General features: G+C 60.0%; 20 protein-coding genes. 7 read left to right on the plus strand and 13 right to left on the minus strand.

Annotated elements, in window-relative coordinates; translation table 11 throughout:
- The first annotated feature begins 11 nt into the window (after nt 1–11).
- From AC13DD_RS19785 to AC13DD_RS19795, 3 genes are all read left to right on the plus strand, one after another.
- Nucleotides 12–785 carry a motility protein A gene (locus AC13DD_RS19785; RefSeq protein WP_482931636.1) on the plus strand — a complete coding sequence of 258 codons (774 nt, stop codon included), beginning with the start codon at nt 12–14 and terminating at the stop codon, nt 783–785.
- Between the two features lie 4 nt (nt 786–789).
- A complete protein-coding gene (locus AC13DD_RS19790; RefSeq protein ID WP_482931637.1) occupies nt 790–1,623 on the plus strand; it encodes a flagellar motor protein MotB in 834 nt (277 codons plus the stop codon).
- A gap of 113 nt (nt 1,624–1,736) precedes the next feature.
- A complete protein-coding gene (locus AC13DD_RS19795; RefSeq protein ID WP_008176684.1) occupies nt 1,737–2,054 on the plus strand; it encodes a PA4642 family protein in 318 nt (105 codons plus the stop codon).
- Nucleotides 2,055–2,095: 41 nt separating this feature from the next.
- On the opposite strand, the gene AC13DD_RS19800 is transcribed toward AC13DD_RS19795, so the two are convergent.
- The 5 genes from AC13DD_RS19800 to AC13DD_RS19820 form a co-directional block, all read right to left on the minus strand.
- On the minus strand, nt 2,096–2,551 hold the full coding sequence (locus AC13DD_RS19800; protein ID WP_104270372.1) for an Hsp20/alpha crystallin family protein: 456 nt from the start codon (nt 2,549–2,551) through the stop codon (nt 2,096–2,098).
- 185 nt (nt 2,552–2,736) lie between these two features.
- Nucleotides 2,737–4,305: an alkaline phosphatase family protein gene (locus AC13DD_RS19805; protein ID WP_104270373.1), complete on the minus strand. Its 1,569-nt coding sequence runs from the start codon at nt 4,303–4,305 to the stop codon at nt 2,737–2,739.
- Between the two features lie 178 nt (nt 4,306–4,483).
- Entirely contained in the window at nt 4,484–6,394 is a 1,911-nt protein-coding gene (gene mdoH, locus AC13DD_RS19810; protein ID WP_104270374.1) for a glucans biosynthesis glucosyltransferase MdoH, read from the minus strand.
- Nucleotides 6,387–6,632, minus strand: coding sequence for a hypothetical protein (locus tag AC13DD_RS19815; RefSeq protein ID WP_104270375.1), 246 nt, complete (start codon nt 6,630–6,632; stop codon nt 6,387–6,389). The genes mdoH and AC13DD_RS19815 overlap by 8 nt, the downstream gene beginning before the upstream one ends.
- A gap of 66 nt (nt 6,633–6,698) precedes the next feature.
- Nucleotides 6,699–7,235, minus strand: a complete 537-nt coding sequence (locus AC13DD_RS19820) for a gamma carbonic anhydrase family protein (RefSeq protein ID WP_104270376.1) — start codon at nt 7,233–7,235, stop codon at nt 6,699–6,701.
- Between the two features lie 306 nt (nt 7,236–7,541).
- Here AC13DD_RS19820 and prlC point away from each other — a divergent pair, with 306 nt between their 5' ends.
- Genes prlC through AC13DD_RS19835 form a run of 3 tightly spaced genes read left to right on the plus strand, consistent with a single transcriptional unit; the run spans nt 7,542 to nt 10,131 of the window.
- A complete protein-coding gene (gene prlC, locus AC13DD_RS19825; RefSeq protein ID WP_482931638.1) occupies nt 7,542–9,587 on the plus strand; it encodes an oligopeptidase A in 2,046 nt (681 codons plus the stop codon).
- Between the two features lie 57 nt (nt 9,588–9,644).
- Nucleotides 9,645–9,899, plus strand: a complete 255-nt coding sequence (locus AC13DD_RS19830) for a YheV family putative zinc ribbon protein (protein WP_041645867.1) — start codon at nt 9,645–9,647, stop codon at nt 9,897–9,899.
- A gap of 40 nt (nt 9,900–9,939) precedes the next feature.
- Nucleotides 9,940–10,131, plus strand: coding sequence for a hypothetical protein (locus tag AC13DD_RS19835; protein ID WP_139216041.1), 192 nt, complete (start codon nt 9,940–9,942; stop codon nt 10,129–10,131).
- Nucleotides 10,132–10,224: 93 nt separating this feature from the next.
- On the opposite strand, the gene AC13DD_RS19840 is transcribed toward AC13DD_RS19835, so the two are convergent.
- Both AC13DD_RS19840 and AC13DD_RS19845 read right to left on the minus strand, forming a co-directional pair.
- The gene (locus AC13DD_RS19840; protein ID WP_092032198.1) at nt 10,225–11,547 is read right to left on the minus strand and encodes a Na+/H+ antiporter family protein; all 1,323 of its coding nucleotides are present in this window, start codon (nt 11,545–11,547) and stop codon (nt 10,225–10,227) included.
- A gap of 116 nt (nt 11,548–11,663) precedes the next feature.
- Complete coding sequence (locus AC13DD_RS19845; protein ID WP_104270379.1) at nt 11,664–11,894, minus strand: DUF1653 domain-containing protein; 231 nt, start codon at nt 11,892–11,894, stop codon at nt 11,664–11,666.
- Nucleotides 11,895–12,053: 159 nt separating this feature from the next.
- On the opposite strand from AC13DD_RS19845, the gene AC13DD_RS19850 reads away from it, so the two are divergent.
- Nucleotides 12,054–13,850 carry a sensor domain-containing diguanylate cyclase gene (locus tag AC13DD_RS19850; RefSeq protein ID WP_199185491.1) on the plus strand — a complete coding sequence of 599 codons (1,797 nt, stop codon included), beginning with the start codon at nt 12,054–12,056 and terminating at the stop codon, nt 13,848–13,850.
- 14 nt (nt 13,851–13,864) lie between these two features.
- Here the strand turns inward: AC13DD_RS19850 and AC13DD_RS19855 are convergent, their stop codons facing one another.
- The 6 genes from AC13DD_RS19855 to AC13DD_RS19880 are packed head-to-tail and all read right to left on the minus strand — an operon-like array spanning nt 13,865 to nt 19,278.
- A complete protein-coding gene (locus AC13DD_RS19855; RefSeq protein WP_008176705.1) occupies nt 13,865–14,251 on the minus strand; it encodes a DoxX family protein in 387 nt (128 codons plus the stop codon).
- Between the two features lie 16 nt (nt 14,252–14,267).
- Nucleotides 14,268–14,717: a group I truncated hemoglobin gene (locus tag AC13DD_RS19860; protein ID WP_008176706.1), complete on the minus strand. Its 450-nt coding sequence runs from the start codon at nt 14,715–14,717 to the stop codon at nt 14,268–14,270.
- 2 nt (nt 14,718–14,719) lie between these two features.
- Nucleotides 14,720–15,595 carry a DUF3034 family protein gene (locus AC13DD_RS19865; protein WP_104270380.1) on the minus strand — a complete coding sequence of 292 codons (876 nt, stop codon included), beginning with the start codon at nt 15,593–15,595 and terminating at the stop codon, nt 14,720–14,722.
- Nucleotides 15,592–17,946, minus strand: a complete 2,355-nt coding sequence (locus AC13DD_RS19870) for a putative bifunctional diguanylate cyclase/phosphodiesterase (RefSeq protein ID WP_104270381.1) — start codon at nt 17,944–17,946, stop codon at nt 15,592–15,594. Before AC13DD_RS19870 ends, AC13DD_RS19865 begins: the two co-directional genes overlap by 4 nt.
- Nucleotides 17,946–18,611, minus strand: a complete 666-nt coding sequence (locus AC13DD_RS19875; RefSeq protein ID WP_104270382.1) for a methylamine utilization protein — start codon at nt 18,609–18,611, stop codon at nt 17,946–17,948. Before AC13DD_RS19875 ends, AC13DD_RS19870 begins: the two co-directional genes overlap by 1 nt.
- Before the next feature lie 16 nt (nt 18,612–18,627).
- The gene (locus tag AC13DD_RS19880; RefSeq protein WP_008176713.1) at nt 18,628–19,278 is read right to left on the minus strand and encodes a hypothetical protein; all 651 of its coding nucleotides are present in this window, start codon (nt 19,276–19,278) and stop codon (nt 18,628–18,630) included.
- Nucleotides 19,279–19,457: the final 179 nt, after the last annotated feature.

Raw genomic sequence — 19,457 nt, forward strand, 5'->3', positions numbered from 1 at the left:
AGGGATTTTCGATGGATATTCTTACCCTTGTGGGGCTTGTGGCTGGTGTCCTGATCGTCTTGCTGGCGATGCTGGCCAACGCCTCCTTCCTGACGTTCCTGAACCTTCCGGGCCTCGCCATTGTGCTGGGCGGAACCTTTGGTGTAACCCTGATCAAATTCCGCATGGCGTCGGTGATGAGCGCGTTCCGCCTGGCCATGTCTGCCGCGTTTACCGACCGTATGGCGCGGCCGGCGGAGCTGATCCGGGAAGTGGGCGCGCTGGCCATGGTGGTGCGCAAAGAGGGCATTCTCGGCCTGGAAAACCACCAGACGGATAATGAGTTCCTGCAGAAGGCGATCAATCTGTGTGTCGACGGCCACCCGCCGGAACTGGTGGAAGAGGCGCTGGCCCAGGAAACCCAGCAGACCGCCGAACGGTACGAAGTGGCCGAGCGGGTGTTCCGGGGCATCGGCGAATCGGCTCCAGCCATTGGCATGCTGGGCACCCTGGTAGGCCTGGTGCAGATGCTCAACACCCTCGACGATCCGTCCTCCATCGGCCCGGCCATGGCCATCGCCCTGCTTACCACCTTGTACGGTGCGTTTATTGCCCAGCTGGTTGCCCTGCCCCTGGCCGACAAGCTGCAGCTGAAAGCCGAGGACGAGGCCCGGAACCAGGTGCTGATCATCACGTCCATCAAGAACATCATGCGCGGTGAGAATCCCCGGGTAATGACCGAACTGCTGTCGTCGTTTGTTCACCCGGAGCAGCGCACCGGCCTGGCGCCGGAGCGGGAGGCCTGAGGGTTTGGAACTGGTCCATAAGAAAAACAGGAAGCGTCTGCAGAACCAGACGCCGGCCTGGATCGTCACTTTTGCCGATCTGGCCACCCTGCTGCTGACCTTTTTCATACTGCTGCTGTCGTTTGCCGAAATGGACGTTGAGAAGTACCGGGCCATGGCCAACTCCATGGCCGTGGCCTTTGGCTCCAGCAACGTCCTGGCGGAGGATATTGGTGGCTCCCCGTTGACCATGATTGAATCGGACACGGTCTCCCTTCCCGAGCCCACAGAATCCCAGGCACGGGAGCCCGAGTTCATTGATGAGCGCGCGGAGGGTGCCGCGCCCACCCAGATTCCGGGTGGTGTGATCGATCTGGCCAGCCGGATGATCCGGGAACTGGAATCGGAGGTGGCTTCGGAAGCCCTGAGTGTCAATTACGACCAGAACCAGGTGGTGATCCGCTTCTCCGAGGAGGCTACCTTCCGATCCGGCGAGGCCGCCATCAAGCCCGAGATGATCCCGATTATCGAACGGGTGGTGAACGTGCTGTCGGCGTGTACCGGTGATGTGTTGGTGTCCGGCTACACCGATAACCGGCCCATTTCCAGTGACCGCTACCGCTCTAACTGGGATCTTTCCGCGGCCCGTGCCGTGTCCGTGGTGCACGAGTTAGTGATGAATCGGCAGGTGCCGGCCGAACGGGTGGTGGCGGCCGGGCGTGCCGAGACCAACCCGCTTGCGCCGAACGACACACCGGAGAACCGGGCCCTGAATCGCCGGGTGGAAATCGCCATTCGCAATCCCGAATGCAACGACGAGGTGCCCACCGGCGATCTGCCCGTCGAAATCAGGCCCTGAGCCTTATATCTGAGGCGTAGCTTCTCATGCGCAATCCATATAACTGTCCAGCTTTCAGGGCTTTATACTGTGCGCCCGATAATTGACTGGCACAGCGAAGCGAGAGAGCAACCATGAGTGGACCGGACAAGCCGAAAGTGATTGGCGAGGAATGGAGCGATGAGCGGGTCAGGAGTTTTCTGGATATCCGCCCCTGGGATGCTGCGGAGAATGCCGACTATAACGCTCTGTTGAAAGCCTACCAGGCCATGCGAGCGGAAGATTTCGAACGCTTTATCGGATTTCTCGTTGCCGAAGGACGGGATCTGAATGCCACCGGCCCGGACGGGGAAACCATTCTGGACCTGATTTCCCGGCATCGCCGCAGTGTGGATTATGCCCGCGCGCTGGAAAAGGCCGGTGCCAAAAAAACGGCCGCAGCCGGGAACTGATCCCGCTGCGGCCGTGCGTTATTGCCTGAGGTTGTCGGCGTTTACTGCACGTCGACTTCAATGGCCTTGGGCTCCTTCGGCTCGGCTTTCTGGAGCGTCAGGGTCAGCATGCCGTCCTTGAAGTTGGCCTTCACGCTGTTCTCATCGACATTGTCCGGCAGCGTGAAGCGGCGCAGGAAGCTGCCATAAAAACGCTCTATCCGGTGGTGCTTCTTGTCGTCGGTCTCGTTCTCACTCTTGCGTTCACCCTGAATGCTCAGAACGCCCTCGTGTACCGTTACTTTTACGTCTTCCTTGGACATGCCCGGCAACTCCGCCTCGATGGTGAAGGCCTCCGGAGTTTCCTTGATGTCCACGGCCGGAGCCCAGTCGCTGCGGCTGAACACGTCTTTGCTTTCGCGCTCGCCGCCTGAGCGTGTCAGGCCGAACATGCGGTTATAGCGGTTCATCAGGTCTTCGAACTCATTGACCGGATTCCAGCGGGTAAGATTGGTCATAGGATCTCCTCCTTTTATCGGAACGAATCTGAATGTGTGACATCAGCTTCGATCGCGGAACAGCTCCATGCCGGTGGCGCCAGCCGGATGGTTATCCGTGAACCTCTGCTAGTACCGAATGTAGGTGCAGTATGGATGTTTTCAAGGGCGGGGTTGGTCGAATTTTGATCAGGGTCAAGTCGGGTTCAGAGTTCGCCGAAATGCCGGTGCAAAAAAGGGCGGAAACGGGCCATGGTGGCTCCGGCTGTGTCCGGATCGGGCCGGATACCCGGTCGAAATCCCGGTAATTCACCGGACAAGAAAGGTTTCACCAGCTTCGGATCGGCACTGATCACGTGAACAATGACATCGCGGCTGGCGTCCTCACCGGTGATCAGCGGCGCCGGCTGATGGTCGCCCAGGATGACCATCAGAGCGTCCTGTTTCAGATAGTGGGTGGCGAAGCCTCCGGCAACTTCCAGGGCATAGGCAATGGCCTGTCCGTAGTGCTGGCGAACCCGGTCCGGATCGCGCCATAGCGAAACCGGTGCCTCGCCGGCACCCTCCCAGCGCCGGAACACCTCTCCGTTGCCGATGCTTTGCCAGTCCTCAAGCACCGGCAGGATCGGAACCCAGGGTGCGTGGCTGCTGATCAGCGCCAGTTCGGCGAACAGCGGCCCCTGATGGGCTTCCCGAATGGCCTGGAACCGGTGCCAGGTGTACTGGTCGGGCATGGTGACCCAGTTGAACGGCGGCCCCTGGTAATCCAGATCATCGTGATCGTAGATCCGGTCGTACCGGAACAGTCGGCCCTCGGGCCATGTCTCGGTGATGGCTGGCATTACGGCCAGGGTCTTGTGTCCGGTGCTGCGGAAGTCATCGACCAGGGTGGCGTAGCTGCTACTGAGCAGGGTTTCGTAGGCAAGCTGGTTGTGGATCCACTGGCCACTGAGTACTGACAGGTGGCCGAGCCAGGACTGGCCACCCTGGATGGGCGACTGCAGCCGGCCGGTGGCGACCGTCAGCCCGGCCGCGTCAAGTGACCGGCCCATGGCTTCAAGGCCTCGGCTGACCGTCGAACGGTAGCGCTCGTCGGTGATTGTCGACACGCCGTAGGATTCGATAAAACCCAGAATTACATCCGTTTGCGCCAGCTTTGGCAACGGAGTGGGCTGGCTCTGTCGTCCGGGCCGGGTGTTCAGCTCGGCGGCAAAGTTCCGGGTTGTCTGGTGGGTGTGGGTGATCAGGGAAGCCTGATTGGCAACGAACGCCAGTGCCGGGCTACCAATCCACGGGGTTACGGCCCCGGCCAGGAAAAGCCCGGACATCAGCCAGAGGGGTTTGCCCAGATGGGCCGGGGAATGATGGCCCAGTCGGTCCAGTCCATAGTGAAACAGCCAGCCTATCCCGACAAGCACGGCTGCCAGAGCACCGAGAGCCAGCACCGCCAGAACGCCCCCCAGGTTGGTATCCAGCAGGTTCCAGGCGGCGTCCAGCAGACCAAACTCCAGATAAAGATTCAGTCCTCGGCCAAGACTTTCCCGAACCAGGGCATCTACCAGAACAAGAAGGACCAGCAGCCCATACAGAACGGCCAACACCTGGGCGACGCGATACCGCTGTTGCGGCACTCTGAGCCCGCAGATGACGGCCCAGACGACCAGGGCTTCCGGGGAAAACCAGGGATTGTCACCGGGCAGTGCCAGAGCGGGCAGCAGGAATAACCCGTTCAGGATGAGCAGCCAGGCCAGTATCACGAGGCCGCCTCTACCCATGCCAGTTCGTCTCGCCGACGGGGCAAGGACACTGCTGCCGGAGGGGCCCCTTCAACGGACTGCGCCATACGAGCCAGCACGTCACGCCATGGTGATTCTGGTGAGGCATTCCAGGCTCGCCAATGCAGGGCTTCCAGGGCCACCGGATGGTTGCAGATCAGGCTAAGCTGCCGGTCATTCAGGGCCTCTTTACCCTCCGTGGCGCAAAGATTGACCAGCCGTTCCAGTGCCCGTGCTTTTTTACCGGGGCCGGCTGAGCGTCATATCGGGAAACCCTGGCAAAGACCGGCGACAGAACCATCTGCTCGAACCAGCTTAACCGGTCGGGGTTATGGCGAAGTGGGGGTATGGCGCTGGCCAGCTCAATCACTCTCGCGATATGACCATCCTCGGGCACTTTCAGCCAGGTACCTGTGCCGGGCTTTTGGGCCAGCAAGAAGGCCAGAGCCGGCGCCAGTAATACCGGTGCCATTACCGGTAGGGCCCAGGGCGTCAGAGTTGGCGCGTGCCAGTGAATCAGAGCAAGGCCTGCGGCGGCTGATAACAGAAGCGGGCCAAAGTGCTGGAAGCTGAGCCCCGGAGTGAGACCGCCGGACCGGTTCTGCCCCTGCCAGCCCACCTTGAGATTCAGCAGAGCCCGGACCACATGGAGGGTATGAACCAGCATCCGGATCGGAGCGAGCGCCAGCGCCGCCAGTGTTTCGACGAGAGTGCTGCCATAGAGCCTGAACGGGCCTCCAAACCTGGCGGTTCGTCGGGCCAGACCGTGGTCGGTCACGGCAAGAAGCCGGGGGCCAAAGAGTAGCAGCCCGGTTACCGCCACCAGCATCATACCTGCGCCTGAGCCCGCCTCGGTTGTCGCCATAACGCCGGGTAGCGTTGGCTCTGTTGTTGGTCCGGCCAACGCCACATAGCCGGATAAGCCCAGGAAAATCAGCCAGAGCGGAGAAGCCAGATAGGAGAGAATACCGGTCAACAGGGCCATCCGGTGGGCCATTCGGATCTTGCCCATGGTTACCAGTAGCCACAGGTGCTGGAGATTGCCCCGACACCAGCGCCGGTCGCGGATCAGGTCGTCTTCGAGTGTCGGCGGTGATTCCTCGAAACTGCCGGCGATGGCCGGTTCCAGCCAGACCTCGTAGCCGGCCCGTCCCATCAGTGCCGCTTCGATAAAATCATGGCTGAGTACCGGCCCCCGGAACAGACCGGGCCCCCGAAGCTTGCGAAGACCACAGTGAGCCATGAACGGGGCTACCCTGATGATCGCGTTGTGGCCCCAGTAAGTGGCTTCCCCCAGTTGGATGGCTGCCAGACCGGCACTGTAGAGCCTGCCATAGCAGCGATTGGCAAATTGTTGCAGACGGGCAAACCGGGTTTCTGCCCGGGCCAGGCGGGGTGTGGTCTGGATGATCCCCGCCTTGGGCCGAGCTTCCATGAGCTGTATAAGCCGGGTAATGCAGTGGGCACTGAGCAGACTGTCGGCATCCAGGACAACCATATAGCGGTAGCGGCGACCCCATCGACGCAGGAAATCGGCGATATTGCCGCTCTTATAGTTCAGGTTGATGTTGCGCCGCCGGTAGAACAGTTGCTGGCCTGGGCCCAGCTCCCGGCGTATTTGCTCGCAGGTCGCTTGTTCCTCCAGCCAGATGTCCGGGTCCCGACTGTCCGAGAGCACGTAGAAATCCACGGGCCCGGCCTGCCCCTGTTGCTCAAGATCCTGGATGATCGCTTTCAAACCACCGAGGGAATGCTGCACAGGTTCATGGCAGATGGGCATCACGACCGCGGTTGGGGCAGAGAGCGACTCCGAGGGCCCACTCGGCCCTGCACGGCTGGAAAGGCTCCAGGGGTCGCCACCGAAACGGAGGGCAACGAATCCGAAAACGGCCGTCCAGAAACCCACGCCAATCCAGGCAAACAGCACCCCGAATACCAACAGCAATACGGCGATCATTCCGGAACTGGCCTGATCCGGGATAGTCTGGGCAAACAGAAACACACCGGCCAGAGTCTGAGCGGCTACAAGGAGGACAAGCAGGAACCGCCGCCGGAAGGCAATCGGGCGCCAGGAGCCGGCATTATTCACGGGGATACCCGATACTGGCCCGGGCTATGGGTGGCAGGTGATGACCCTCAAGCGGTCCGGGCAGTACAAACCATTGGGGCATTTGCTCCAGTAATTGCCCGGTATTCAAGGCCGGGTTTTCAGCCCTGCGCGCCTGCAACATGCTGTACAACCGTGCCCGGGTTTCCGGGCCGGTATCGTGGCCTGCAGCACGCAGGTACAGCAATGCTCGATCAAACGGTTCGTCCGATGTATCCACAAGGGTCTCCGGAATGCAGGGTTACCCCAAAACATACGGCTACGGCCCTGAGTTCAGACCACTGGCTTACTGATCGTTAAGGTACTCATCCTTGAGGCGGACGTAGTTGGCGGCGGTGTATTTGAAGAACCCCCGCTCCTTCTCGGTCAGCGTCCGGGCTTTTTTGCAGGGCGATCCCACATAAAGGTGCCCGGATTCCAGGGTTTTGCCGGGCGGCACCAGACAGCCCGCGGCAACAATCACCTCGTCCTCCACCACGGCGCCATCCATAATGATGCAGCCCATGCCCACCAGAACGCGGCTGCCAATGGTGCAGCCGTGCAGCAGCGCCTTGTGACCCACAGTCACGTCGTCCCCCAGTGTGAGCGGATAACCACCGGGGTTATAGTCACTGGCGTGAGTGATATGCAGAACCGACCCATCCTGGATGCTGCACCGATGCCCGATACGGATTTTGTGCATATCACCACGCACGACGGTCATCGGCCAGATGGAAACGTCATCGCCGGTTTCAACATCGCCAATCACCACCGCACTTGGATCGACCCATGCCCGTTCCCCAAAATGTGGCGTGATACCCTTGTGTGAACGTATATTCGTCATTACATAGTACCTGTTAAAGTGAAATTGAACGCGTATACCCGGAGGCCCGGGGCGCCTGTGGGAGAGGTCCTTCCAAAACTGTCTGTCGCCATGGATGGCGACAGTCAAGCGTCACATGGGTGAGGCTGAGCGTTTATGAAGCAAAGCTTCATGCTTCAGCCGAACGACTGCAATCTATGATTGCAGGCCGGACCCCGGAGGGGTGCCGCAAGGAGCGTGTTTTGGAAGGACCTCTCCCACAGGTGCCAGCCCCATAGAATTAAGAAACCAAACTACCCAAGATGCGACGAACTGAGAAGGGGACCTATGAATAACCCGTTACTGACTGACGACCTGTTGCCGAAGTTTGACCATGTTCGCACCGAGCACATGGAAACGGCAATTGACCAGATTCTCAGTGAAAACCGGATGAAAATCAGCCAGCTCGCGGAGCAGGACGATCCCACCTGGGAGACCCTGGCGCAGCCGATGCAGGCGCTGGACGACAAGCTGAGCAATGCCTGGTCGGTGATTTCACACCTCAACGGCGTGATGAACAACGACGAACTGCGCAAGGTGTACAAGAACTGCCTGGAGAAGCTCACCGAGTACAGCACCGAGGTGAGCCAGAACGCGGCCCTCTGCGACGCCTACAAGAAGCTGGCCGAGCGAGACGATTTCAAGAACCTGAGCGAAGCCCAGCGCAAGTCTGTGGAAAACACCCTCCGGGATTTCCATCTGGGTGGTGTCGACCTGCCGGAAGACAAGAAAAAGCAGTATGCCGAGTTGTCCCGGGAGCTGTCCGAGCTGTCCAACAAGTTCAGCGATAACGTGCTGGATGCTACCCAGCACTGGTTCAAGCACATTACCGATGTTGATGAGCTGGCCGGTGTTCCCGAAACCGCCATTGAGAGCGCCAAGCAGGCCGCCCGCCAGAAAGAGCTGGAAGGCTATGTGATCACCCTGGATTTCCCCAGCTTCTTTCCGGTCATGACCTACTGTGACAACCGGGATCTGCGCCGGGAAGTCTATGAAGCCTTTGTGACCCGCGCCTCCGACCAGGGCCCGGATGCCGGCCAGTGGGACAACACCCCGGTGATGGCGGAGATCCTCAAGCGCCGCCACGCCCAGGCCAAGCTGCTGGGCTTTGACAATTACGCCGAGCGCTCTCTGGCCACCAAGATGGCCCGCAGCAGCGACGAAGTGCTGGACTTCCTGAACCAGCTGGCGGCCAAGTCCAAGCCCCAGGCCGAAAAAGAATTTGCCGAACTCAGGGCGTTCGCGAAAGACGAGTACGGCGCCGAGGAACTGCAGGCCTGGGATATCGGCTATTACAGCGAAAAGCTTCGCCAGAAGCGCTACGACATCTCTCCGGAAACCCTGCGTCCCTGGTTCCCGGTGAACAAGGTGGTGCCCGGACTGTTCCGTGTCGCTGAAAAGCTGTTCGATGTCCAGATTGAAGCGAAGCCGGAAGTGGAAACCTGGCACGAGGATGCGACTGCCTACTGTATCAGTCGCAACGGTGAGCCCCTGGCCTGGTTCTATCTCGACCTCTATGCCCGCCAAGGCAAACGTGGCGGTGCCTGGATGGCCGATTGCCGGGTGCGCTGGCGCAACCTGCGTGGCCAGCTCCAGTTGCCGGTAGCCTTCCTGACCTGCAACTTCACACCGCCGGTCAGCGGCAAGCCGTCACTGCTGACCCACGATGAGGTCACCACCCTGTTCCACGAATTCGGCCACGGCCTGCATCACATGCTGACCCAGGTGGACGTGCTGGATGTGTCCGGCATCAACGGTGTCGCCTGGGACGCCGTCGAGCTGCCCAGCCAGTTCCTGGAAAACTGGTGCTGGAATCCGGAATCTCTCGGCCTGATCGCCTCGCACCACGAAACCGGCGAGCCGCTGCCGGAAGACCTGCTGCAGAAACTCCTGGCAGCCAAGAACTTCCAGTCCGGCATGGGGATGGTGCGCCAGCTGGAATTCTCCCTGTTCGATTTCCGCCTGCACGCGGAATTTACCGAAGAGGCACCCACCAACCCGCTGGACATGCACCGCAAGGTACGTAGCGAGATCGCCGTGGTGGAAGCGCCGGAATTCAACCGCTTCCCCAACTCCTTCTCGCACATTTTTGCCGGCGGCTATGCGGCGGGTTACTACAGCTACAAGTGGGCGGAAGTGCTGGCGGCCGATGCCTTCTCCCTGTTCGAGGAAAAAGGTATCTTCGACCCGGAAACCGGCAAGGCCTTCCTCCATAATATTCTGGAGAAAGGCGGCTCACAGGAGCCGATGGAATTGTTCAAGGCCTTCCGGGGTCGCGAACCGCAGGTGGATGCGCTACTGAAACAAACCGGCATCACGGACGAAGCGGCCTGACCCAATTTGAGCCGGCAGTCGTAAAGGCTGCCGGTTGTTCCAAACGGGAGTATTTATATGGCGAGTCCAAAACGTTTTATCGCCGGCGCCGTCTGTCCTCGCTGCGCGGAGATGGACAAGATCATGATGTTCACCACCGACGACGATGACCAGGTTCGCGAGTGCGTGGCCTGTGGCTTCACCGATGCAGTGTCTGACGCCGAACAGCCGTCCAACCCCGAGCTTGAGACGCGGGTGAACAAGCGCAAGAACGAGGACGATCACACGGTCAAGCAGGTCGTGTTCTTCAAGTCTTCTGCCGACGACGAGTAAGCTGTTCTTCCTAGCCTGCAGGTTTGCGGGCGGAGAGGCCATGGGAATGCTTTTCTTCTGGGGAAAAGCAACTCGCTTCGCTCAGACATCTTTTCCCCGCCAGAAAAGCACACCCACACCCTCTCTACCTGACTCAAAAGATATTTCTTCAGAACAAGATCTTTTTAGCGATATCCGTGAGTTCTTATGTGAGGGGGCCGTACTACTTTTCCCGCCGGAAATTGATGTCTGAGCGCAGCGAGTTGCCATTTCCAAGGGAAAAGTAGTACGGCCCCCTCGCAATTCCCCTCAACACGAAGGCTACAAGGGACGGCAAACTCCAAGCTCAGAGAACCATAGCCGCCAACCACCCAAAGCCAAGCAGCGGCAAATTGTAGTGCAGGAACGTCGGCACCACGGTATCCCAGATGTGGTTGTGCTGGCCGTCGGCGTTCAGGCCGGCGGTGGGGCCGAGGGTGGAGTCGGAGGCCGGGGAACCGGCATCCCCCAGGGCGCCGGCGGTGCCGACCAGGGCCACGATGGCCAGGGGGCTGAAACCCAACTGCAGGGCCAGGGGCACGTACAGGGCCGCGATAATGGGGATGGTCGAGAAGGACGAACCGATACCCATGGTGATCAGCAGACCCACCACCAGCATCAGCAGCGCCGCCATGGCCTTGTTCTCGCCGATGGTCGCCACGGAGCTGTCCACCAGGGCGGCAATTTCACCGGTTTCCCGCATCACTTCGGCAAAACCAGACGCGGCGATCATGATGAAACCGATCATCGCCAGCATCTTCATGCCCTCGGTGAACAGGTCGTCGGCCTCCTTCCAGCGCACCACACCAGACAGGTTGAAGAGCACGAACCCGGCCAGGGCGCCCAGGATCATCGAGCCAAGCCAGAGCTGCACTACAAAGGCGGTGACGATGGCCAACAGAGCCATAACCAGGGTGCGGGGGCTATAGCTGGTGTCTACCCGTTCGGCTTTGGTGATGGTTTCCAGGTTGTAGGTGCGGCCACTGCGGTAGCTGAAAAAGACCGCGATCAGCAAGCCGCACAGCATGCCCAGTGCCGGCAGGGCCATGGCTTTCATGACGCTCAGGCCGGAGGCATCGACGCCGTTGGCGTTGATCTTGGCGATCAGGATCTCGTTCAGGTAAATGCCGCCAAAGCCGACGGGCAAAAACATGTAGGGTGTAATCAGGCCGAAGGTCAGCACACAGGCAACCAGGCGGCGGTCCATGTTCAGTTTTGCCATCACGTACAGCAGCGGCGGTACTACCAACGGTATGAAGGCAATGTGGATCGGCAGGATATTCTGGGACGAGATGGCAATGGCCAGCAGCAGGCCAATGATCAGGAAGCGGATGCCGTTAACGGCGGCGCCTTCTTCCTGGCGACCGACCAGGGCCAGGGCCTTGTCGGCCAGGGCGTGGGCCAGGCCGGACTTGCCGATGGCAACGGCGAAAGCACCGAGGGTGGCATAGGACAGTGCCACGGTGGCACCGCCGCCCAGGCCGCTATTGAAGGCTTCGATGGTGGCTTCCAGGGACATTCCTGCAATCAGGCCGCCGGATACGGCACCGATGATGAGGGCAACAACAACGTGAATGCGGCACAAACTCAGGACGAGCATGATGGCAACCGCAGCAACAACGGCATTCATGGCAAAACTCCGGGTAGGAATTAATGGTTTGTCCGGCCCCTTGTGGGGACCGGCATCATGAAAAGCGCGGTAATGTGCAGGAAATGGTCGCGGTAGTCAAAGCGGTTGTGTAACGGTCAGGCTTCATCAAGGCGGGCAAAGCGGGGGACCTGTTCGCCGGCCATTTCCACGGTTTCCCGGAACATGGTCAGCGGGCGTACCCAGAGGCTGTAATCACCGTACAGGCAGCGATAAACCACCATCTGTTCTTCAGTTTCACTGTGCCGGGCGATCCCGAGTACTTCGTAATCCTTGCCCTTATAGTGCCGGTAACGGCCAGGGCGTATGTCGTTCTTGCGTTCGGTCATTCTCGGCCTCGATGGTTTCAGGCTATGCTGGCCTTGCAGTTATAGAGGACGCAGCACGCGCAACCGTCTAAAATGGAAGCAACTGCAAGGATGCAAAAAGACTCAGTCAGGGCCTGAAAGTGTAGAACACCAGGAAGGGCCCGGAAACCGGAAACCGCTATGATGCGGCAGTTATCCTGCATCCTTCTGATTTTTCTGTCGCTGGCATGCCTGGCCAGCGCGCCTGTTCAGGCCGCTCCCGTAGCCTTTGACTGGCTGGAAGCGCCCGCCGATGAGCTGGCACTCGAAGACGTTCGCGCCCTGCCCCCGGGCGCCTGGCAGAGGTTTGGCTCAAATGAGGTTTTTAATCGCGGGTTCAGCGATGGCAGTTTCTGGCTGAGAGTCGAGATTCCGCCAGAGCCGGTGAACCGGGTTCTGGAAATCGGCTATCCGTTGCTGGACGAGGTGTCCGTGCACTGGGTGGTTGATGGCGAGCTGATCCAGACCCACCATACGGGCGATACCCTCCCGTTCAGCAGTCGCCCGATTTATCACCGCAATTTCGTCTTCCTGGTACCGTCGAATACCGATACGGCGACCGCCTTTGTGCGCGTGCAAACGCTCGGGTCGGTACAGATTCCCGTGGCAGTCACGCCTTCGGCCGAATTCCTGGCCAATGAGCAGCTGTCTTACGGCTGGCAGACGATGTTTCTGGGTATCATCGCTGCGATGGCGCTCTACAATCTGTTTCTGTTTGTCATCGTGCGCCATTCCACCTACTTCTGGTACGTGCTGACGGTTGTGTTTACCGGGCTGGTTCAGCTCAACTTCAATGGTGTGCTCTTCCAGTGGCTGTGGCCGAATGCCCCGGGTATCAACCGGTATTTCACCATTCCGGTTATCTGTTTCGCTCTGTTCTCCGCCATTATCTTCGCCATCCGTTTTCTCAATATCCGGTCCTACAGCCTCAGAAGTTACCGCTTCCTGCAGTGGATTCTGGCCGCCATTTCTGCCAGCTTCGTCTTTACTCTTTTTGGCAGTTACCAGACGGGGATTGTCCTGGTCAGCGCGATTGCGGCAGTGGTCACTCCCGCGGTCTGGTTCATCGGTTTCCTGGTCTGGCGGAAAGGTCAGGTATTGGGCGGTTTCTACGTTCTGGCCTGGACGCCATTGCTGATCGGCCATCTGATTCTCGCGGTCAGCAAGCTTGGCATCATGCCCCGCAGTTTCCTGACCGAGTTCATGCCTCAGATCGGCGTGGCCCTGGAGGTGGTTCTGCTTTCCTTTGCGCTTGCCTACCGGATCAACCTGGAACGTCGCAAGCGCCATGAGGCCCAGGAGCAGGCGCTGGCGATCCAGCAGCAGGCCAACCTGACCCTGGAGATGCGGGTTCAGGCGCGCACCGACGAACTGGAACGGGCCAATGAGCAGCTCAAGGCGATCAGCCTCACCGACGGTCTGACCCATGTGGCCAACCGGCGTCGGTTCGATGAAAAACTCAACGATGAGTGGCGACGGGCCCAGAGACACGGTCACCCGTTGAGCCTGTTGATGCTGGATATTGATCACTTCAAGCGGGTAAACGACGAGCTGGGACACCTGGTTGGCGACGATTGCCTGACCGCGGTGGCCGCCTTGTGCGTCGCAGAAGTGCAGCGTTCCGGGGATCTGTTGGCCCGCTATGGCGGCGAGGAATTCAGCATCCTGCTACCAGCCACGCCTGAGGAGGGAGCGGTTCGGGTGGCCGAGCGAGTGCGTCAGGCGGTGGCCCGTTCCCCGGTGCATTCCGGGGAACGGGTGGCTCCGGTCAGTCTTACCATCAGTGTGGGCGTGGCGTGCCTGGTGCCAGGGCCAGATATGGAGCCCCAGGAGCTCATCCGTCAGGCCGATGAGGCGCTATACGCGGCCAAGGAGTCTGGCCGTAACCGGGTTATGGTGGCGCGGGATTTCAGGGCGGCGAGCGCACCTGGTGCCTGAGGTCTCCCGGATCTTCAGTTCTTCAGTTTGTACCGCCCTGGTCCGAGGAATATCACTGCAACTGCTGTAAAGAGGAAGAAGCCCTGCAGCTCCAGCGCCCAGCCGCCGCTGCGCCCAAGGCTCAGGAGTTCGTTGCCGTGAACCAGGATGATGGCAAACAGCATGTTGAAAATAATCAGCAGCGCACCGATCCGGGTCTGATACCCAAGGATGACCATCAGCGGCGCGATGATCTCACCCACGTACACCCCGTAGGCGAGGAAGGTTGGCAGGCCGTGGCTGGCCAGCTCCCCTTCAATGAAGCCGATGCCGTTGAGCAGCTTGGCAATGCCATGGAACAGCATCAGGCCGCCCAGGGTCAGGCGGATAATCAGTTTTCCCAGATCAGCGTTTTCGAGCAAGGTACAGGTCTCCGTTCTACAGATTGCGAATGTCAGGGTAAAGCGGCAGCAGTTGTTTGATCAGTCGGTTCTGGGCGCCGGTTGGGATATCGTTCTGTTCCATGGCCAGAATCAGGTTCTCGGCCAGGGCATTGAACTGGGTGTCCGTGATGTCCATGTCAGAGTGCAGTTCACGCATCTCTCGCCCGGTATAGCTGCAGGGCCCACCGCTGAGCTCGCACAACTGATCCGTGAGGTTCTGGTGAAACCGGGCGACATCCATGCCTTTGAACTGTTGGTTGATGCGTTCGTCCTCGACGATCAGGTAGAGCAGGTCCTCCACCACGTTTTCAATGCCTTCACGTTCACCGAGCTGCTGATAAAGGGATCTATCAGGTTGGCTGTTCAGACTCTGGCAGCCACCGAGCATCAGTGCCAGCGAGATTAACAGGGCGGTAGGCGTAAGGTAGAGATTGGTAAGTGCCATGATCAGAAACTCCCCTGCAGCGACAGATACAGACCTTGCTGGTCTTCCAGTGTGGCAACGTCACCCAGGTTGACCAGGGCGCCCGTGACCGCCAGACGACGGTCCGGCACCCAGGCCACGAACAGGTCCCACCAGTCATCTTCGGTGGCAAACCCCAGGTTGTCCGGTTTTTGCCGGTATTCCGCGCCCACCAGCCACTGGCGGTTGAGGAAAAGCCCGACGCTGCCCTCCATCATCAGTTCGTGGCTGTTGTTCTGGTCGCCGCCAAAACCGAGAAGCCCGCCCTGGTTGGCCCGGGTGGCCCGGGCGGTCAGATTAACCAGCAGGTTGCGTTCCATCACGGCGGCGAAGAACAGCTTGCTGCCGCTGACATAGACATCGGTGCCACTGTCATCCCGGGCGCCGATCGCCGAGGATACGGTGAAATCCCGCTGCCGCTTGTACTGCACGCCGGCGGACCACTGGCCCGAGGGACTGTAAAGCACATCGCCAACGAGCCGGATCTTGGCGCCAAAAATATCCTGGTTCAGCTCGTCCTGTTCAAGGCCGAAGCCGTCTTTGAGGGTAAACACCAGGCTGTCCAGATCCAGGGTCTGCCGCGCCACGGTGAGCTCCAGCCGGTTATTCCAGTTCAAGCCGGCACCGGTAACCGCAAGCGTGTAATCGTCCACTTCGGCCCGGCTGAGTGCCAGGGTGCCACCCCACTCCTCGTCGCTGGCATAGCTCCCCAGCAGTGCCCAGGGTACCAGGCCGCCGCCGGCACTGCCCTCTATGGTGGTAACGCCGCCGGTCGCCCAGATCCGGCTGCCGATGTCGGCCGTGGCAGTCGGTGCTGCCAGAAACGCCAGGATTAGGGCCATCAGACGTCTAGCTGTCATTCTGAATACTCCGGGTTGGTATGGGTCAATTGCTCCCGGCGTGCAGCCAGGGAATGGGCCGTCTCCGGCAGGTCCTCCGGTGCGACCGGACGGCTCAGGTAGAAACCCTGAGCCAGGTTGCAGCCCCAATGCTGCAGAAGACGCCACGCCTCCAGGTTCTCGATACCTTCGGCTACAACCTTCAGCCCGAGGCCGTGGGCCATATCAATGGTGGACTGCACAATCAGCTGGTCCTGAGGCTCGGAATCCAGTTTAAGTACGAACGATTTGTCGATCTTCAACTCCTGTACCGGCAGTTTGCGGAGCTGGGACAACGAGGAATAGCCGGTGCCGAAGTCATCTACCGACAAAGTCACGCCCAGCTCCCGAAGCTGTTTCAGGGTGGCCATGGCCACTTCCGGGTCTTCCATCAGGGCGCTCTCGGTCACTTCCAGGGTGACCCGTTCCAGGTCGTGGTGCCAATCGGAAAAGGTTTCGGCAATGTGCCGGGTCAGGGCGGGCCAGATCAGGTCCATGGCGGACAGGTTGATGGCAACGCCCGCGTCGACACCCTGTTCATGCCATCGCCGGGCATCGCTGGCTACGCGTTGGAGTATGTGGGCTGTCAGATCGTGGATCTGTCCCGACTGTTCGGCAAGAAAGATAAACTCTTCCGGGGAAATAAAGCCCAACTCCGGGTGAATCCATCGCACCAGCGCTTCCACCTGCTCCAGCTCGCCGGTCTGGCTGTTCAGTTTTGGCTGATAGTTCATGTGCAACCCGTTGTTCAGGATGGCGGTGTGCAGATCGGTAACCAGTTTCAGTTCCCGGAGATGACTTTCATCCTGTCCGGGCTTGTAGCGTGTGAAGGCTTCGGGATGGGCCTCGGCCTGCTCGAAGGTGAGATTGAGCCGGCGACGCAGGGCGTCGGTATCCGAGGCATCTTCCGGCAGTTCCATGGTGACGATGGTGACCCTGAGGGAGAAGGGCGTCTGGTCTACCTGCAAGGGAGATTCGATGAGCGCGTGCAGTTGCCGGATTCTGTCACTGCCTTGCTCCGGGGGCAGTGAAGGGATCAGGGCCAGGAATTCGCCGCCACCGGTGCGGGCGAGGATATGGGCGTCCGGGAGTTCCTGCTGCAGGCGCTTGGCAATACCGATCAGGACCTTGTCGCCGAATTCCAGCCCCAGGGTGTCGTTGATATCGGAGAGATCGTTGAGCCGGATCCCCACCAGTGAACCCGTGCCACGGTTCTCAAACAGCTCGGCGGCCTCCTGCATCAGGGCGTTGCGGTTTTTCAGTCCGGTGACGTCATCGTGGGTCGCCGCATAGCGGATCTGGGCTTCCCGCTCCCGAAGGCCAGACAGCATATCCCGCAGGGCGTTGCGGAGCTGGGTCAGTTCGCCGCCGGCCCGGATGGCCGGTGCCTCGGGTGTGGTGCCCTCACCGATAGCCCGCGCGTAGCTTGCCAGCTGCAAAACCGGGCGCCCGAGGTTCCGGGCAATGACCAGCGCCAGCAGAATGGCGAAAATCAGGATGGCGGTCACCAGCAGGGCAATTTCCACCGCTCGCCGGTAGTAATTCTGGAGCGTGGCATCACGGCTGATCAGGAGCACGGCCTGGACGGCGGCGGGGTCTGATTCGCCCAGGTTGATGATCCGGGTGAAATAACCGGCACTTTCAATAAAATTGGCGTTGGCGGATGCGCCTGCAAGCTCCTGTTCCAGCTTGGCATCGATGCTGCTGGTGGCGGCAAAACTGTTCAGGTTGTCGTTCTGGTTCGATCGCGCCCGGAAGATCACCGAGGTGCCACTGAGCCTGGCGATGACCTCTGCCAGGGACTGGTCCATGGCAAAGCCGCTGACCAGCGAGGCCCGAAGCCCCGGGGCCTCTATCGGGATGATGAGAATCTCGTAGCCCCTGCCATCAATGGCCCGCAGTGACCGGGTAAACCCATTACGACGGGTGCTTGTCAGCTGTTCCTGGCTGACGGCAGGAAAAGGGTTTTGCAGGGTCGAGGCCAGGGGCTCTCCCTGACTGTCCAGCAAGAGCGCGAAGTCGGCACCCACCCTGCCGCTGTGGTTTTCCAGGGCACTGTCGATGGTTGCCGGGTCGCGGCTGGCAATGGCCGAGCGAAAGCCGAAATCCTGCACCACAACACTGAGCCGGGACAGTTCCAGCTCAGTCCGGCGGTCAATGACCTCGTTGGTCAGCCGCTCTCCGATGGCCAGCTGTTCCAGTGCCCGGCTTTTCTCATCCTCGAACAGGTACACCATCAGCAGGGCGACGATCACCAGGCTGACCAGCGCCACCAGAGAGATCATGGCGGCAATAAGCCGGCCCCGGAATCCGAGACGAGATACCAGACCCATCAAAGCTCCCGAAAGCGCTGCTGGAGACGGTCCAGCGAGCCTTCCGCGGCGGGCTCGGGCTCAAGATTGAGGGTGACGATTGCGGACTCGCTATCACGTTCGATTTCACGGGTGACCGGGCGGGTATTATCCGGCAGTCGTGGGTGCCAGATCTCAAGTGTCACCGTGCCCTGGCTGCCCTCGCTGGGCAGTGCATCGAGCGAGAGGGTGACCTTGCCGGAGGCATCTGTCCGGCCGGTGGCAGCGGTGTCGGTGACCACCACAAAGCCCTGCATGTGGTCGTGAATGTTGCAGCCCAGTTCAACGATGCCTGGCTTGTCGAAAACAATGGGAGCCGCCGGGCGGTCGGCGTAAAGCTCGATGTTGAAGGTTTTTGCCGGCGAGAAGGAATACACGTGATGCTGGGTATTGTCGCGATTCGGGAAATCCACGCTGGAGCCGACTGGCACCACCAGTACATGGGGGTGGAAGGCGCGATCCTTCTGATAGATTTCGGCAGAAACCGGTGTTGCCGGACGGGCACTGTCTACGGAAACCACGGCATTGGCCACGGGTTCGGTGTTGCCTTCCAGGGTGACGGTTACGGACAGCTCGTACGCGTTGGCTGTCGATACCATGGCAGAAATCAACAGTCCCGCCAGCACTGCAATCGCTGATACTTTCATTAAACCTCTGAACCTGTCAGGCCAGGCCGGACCCGAGAGAAAATCGAATGTGGTTCCTTACCAGCAGATTTTCCCAGTAATGCCGCATCCAGTCCCAGGCGGCGTTGTTCACCTGCTCGACAAACGGGTCGAGGTTGAGTTCGTAGTAGTCCGGCGTGCCTGCTATCTGCAACACGGTTACGGTGATGGAGTCGTCCAGCTCGTTGGCAAAGGGCTCGCCGATAAGCTGATGAGCCAGAAGATTAGCACGAGTTGCTTCCATATCCACGATTTCGCTGGCCCGGGTACACCGGTTGTTTTCGTACATTTCTTCCATCAACCGATGACAAAGGTAGGCGCGGATCAGCAGGCCATCGAGACCGTCGTAGCGAACCAGGAGCGCTGATGGCTGGGTAAAATACCGGATGGCGGCATTCACAAAGGGCTCAAACAGATCGGCTTTGCCGGCTTCCCGGGCACAGGCTTCGACGCATTCGATCAGCCTTGGTGCCATTTCGATGTACTCAACCACGAACTGGAACAGGCAGGTGGCGGGCTGATACCCCTCAATAGTGACCGCAGACGGGAGCGCGGCAACCTTTTCGTGAAGCTGTCGGAGGAAGGTCCCGGAGCGGGCTTCCTTGCGCCGCGCCTGGTCAATAATCTCAAGGACTACCTGTGGTGTCATTTCAGGAGAAGCCGATGTCTGAACGAATTGAGGTCGCAAGGCGCCTCCCGTTGTTAGCAACTGATAGCAACGAGTTCCCGGGCAGGAGAGGAGGGCTGGCTACCACATCGTGCCTGCCTTTTTAGACAAGTGTAGCCGAGATTTTTGCCCCTGCTTTTCCGCTGTGGTGAAAATCCCCG

The sequence above is a fragment of the Marinobacter sp. L-13 genome, from assembly GCF_056857715.1.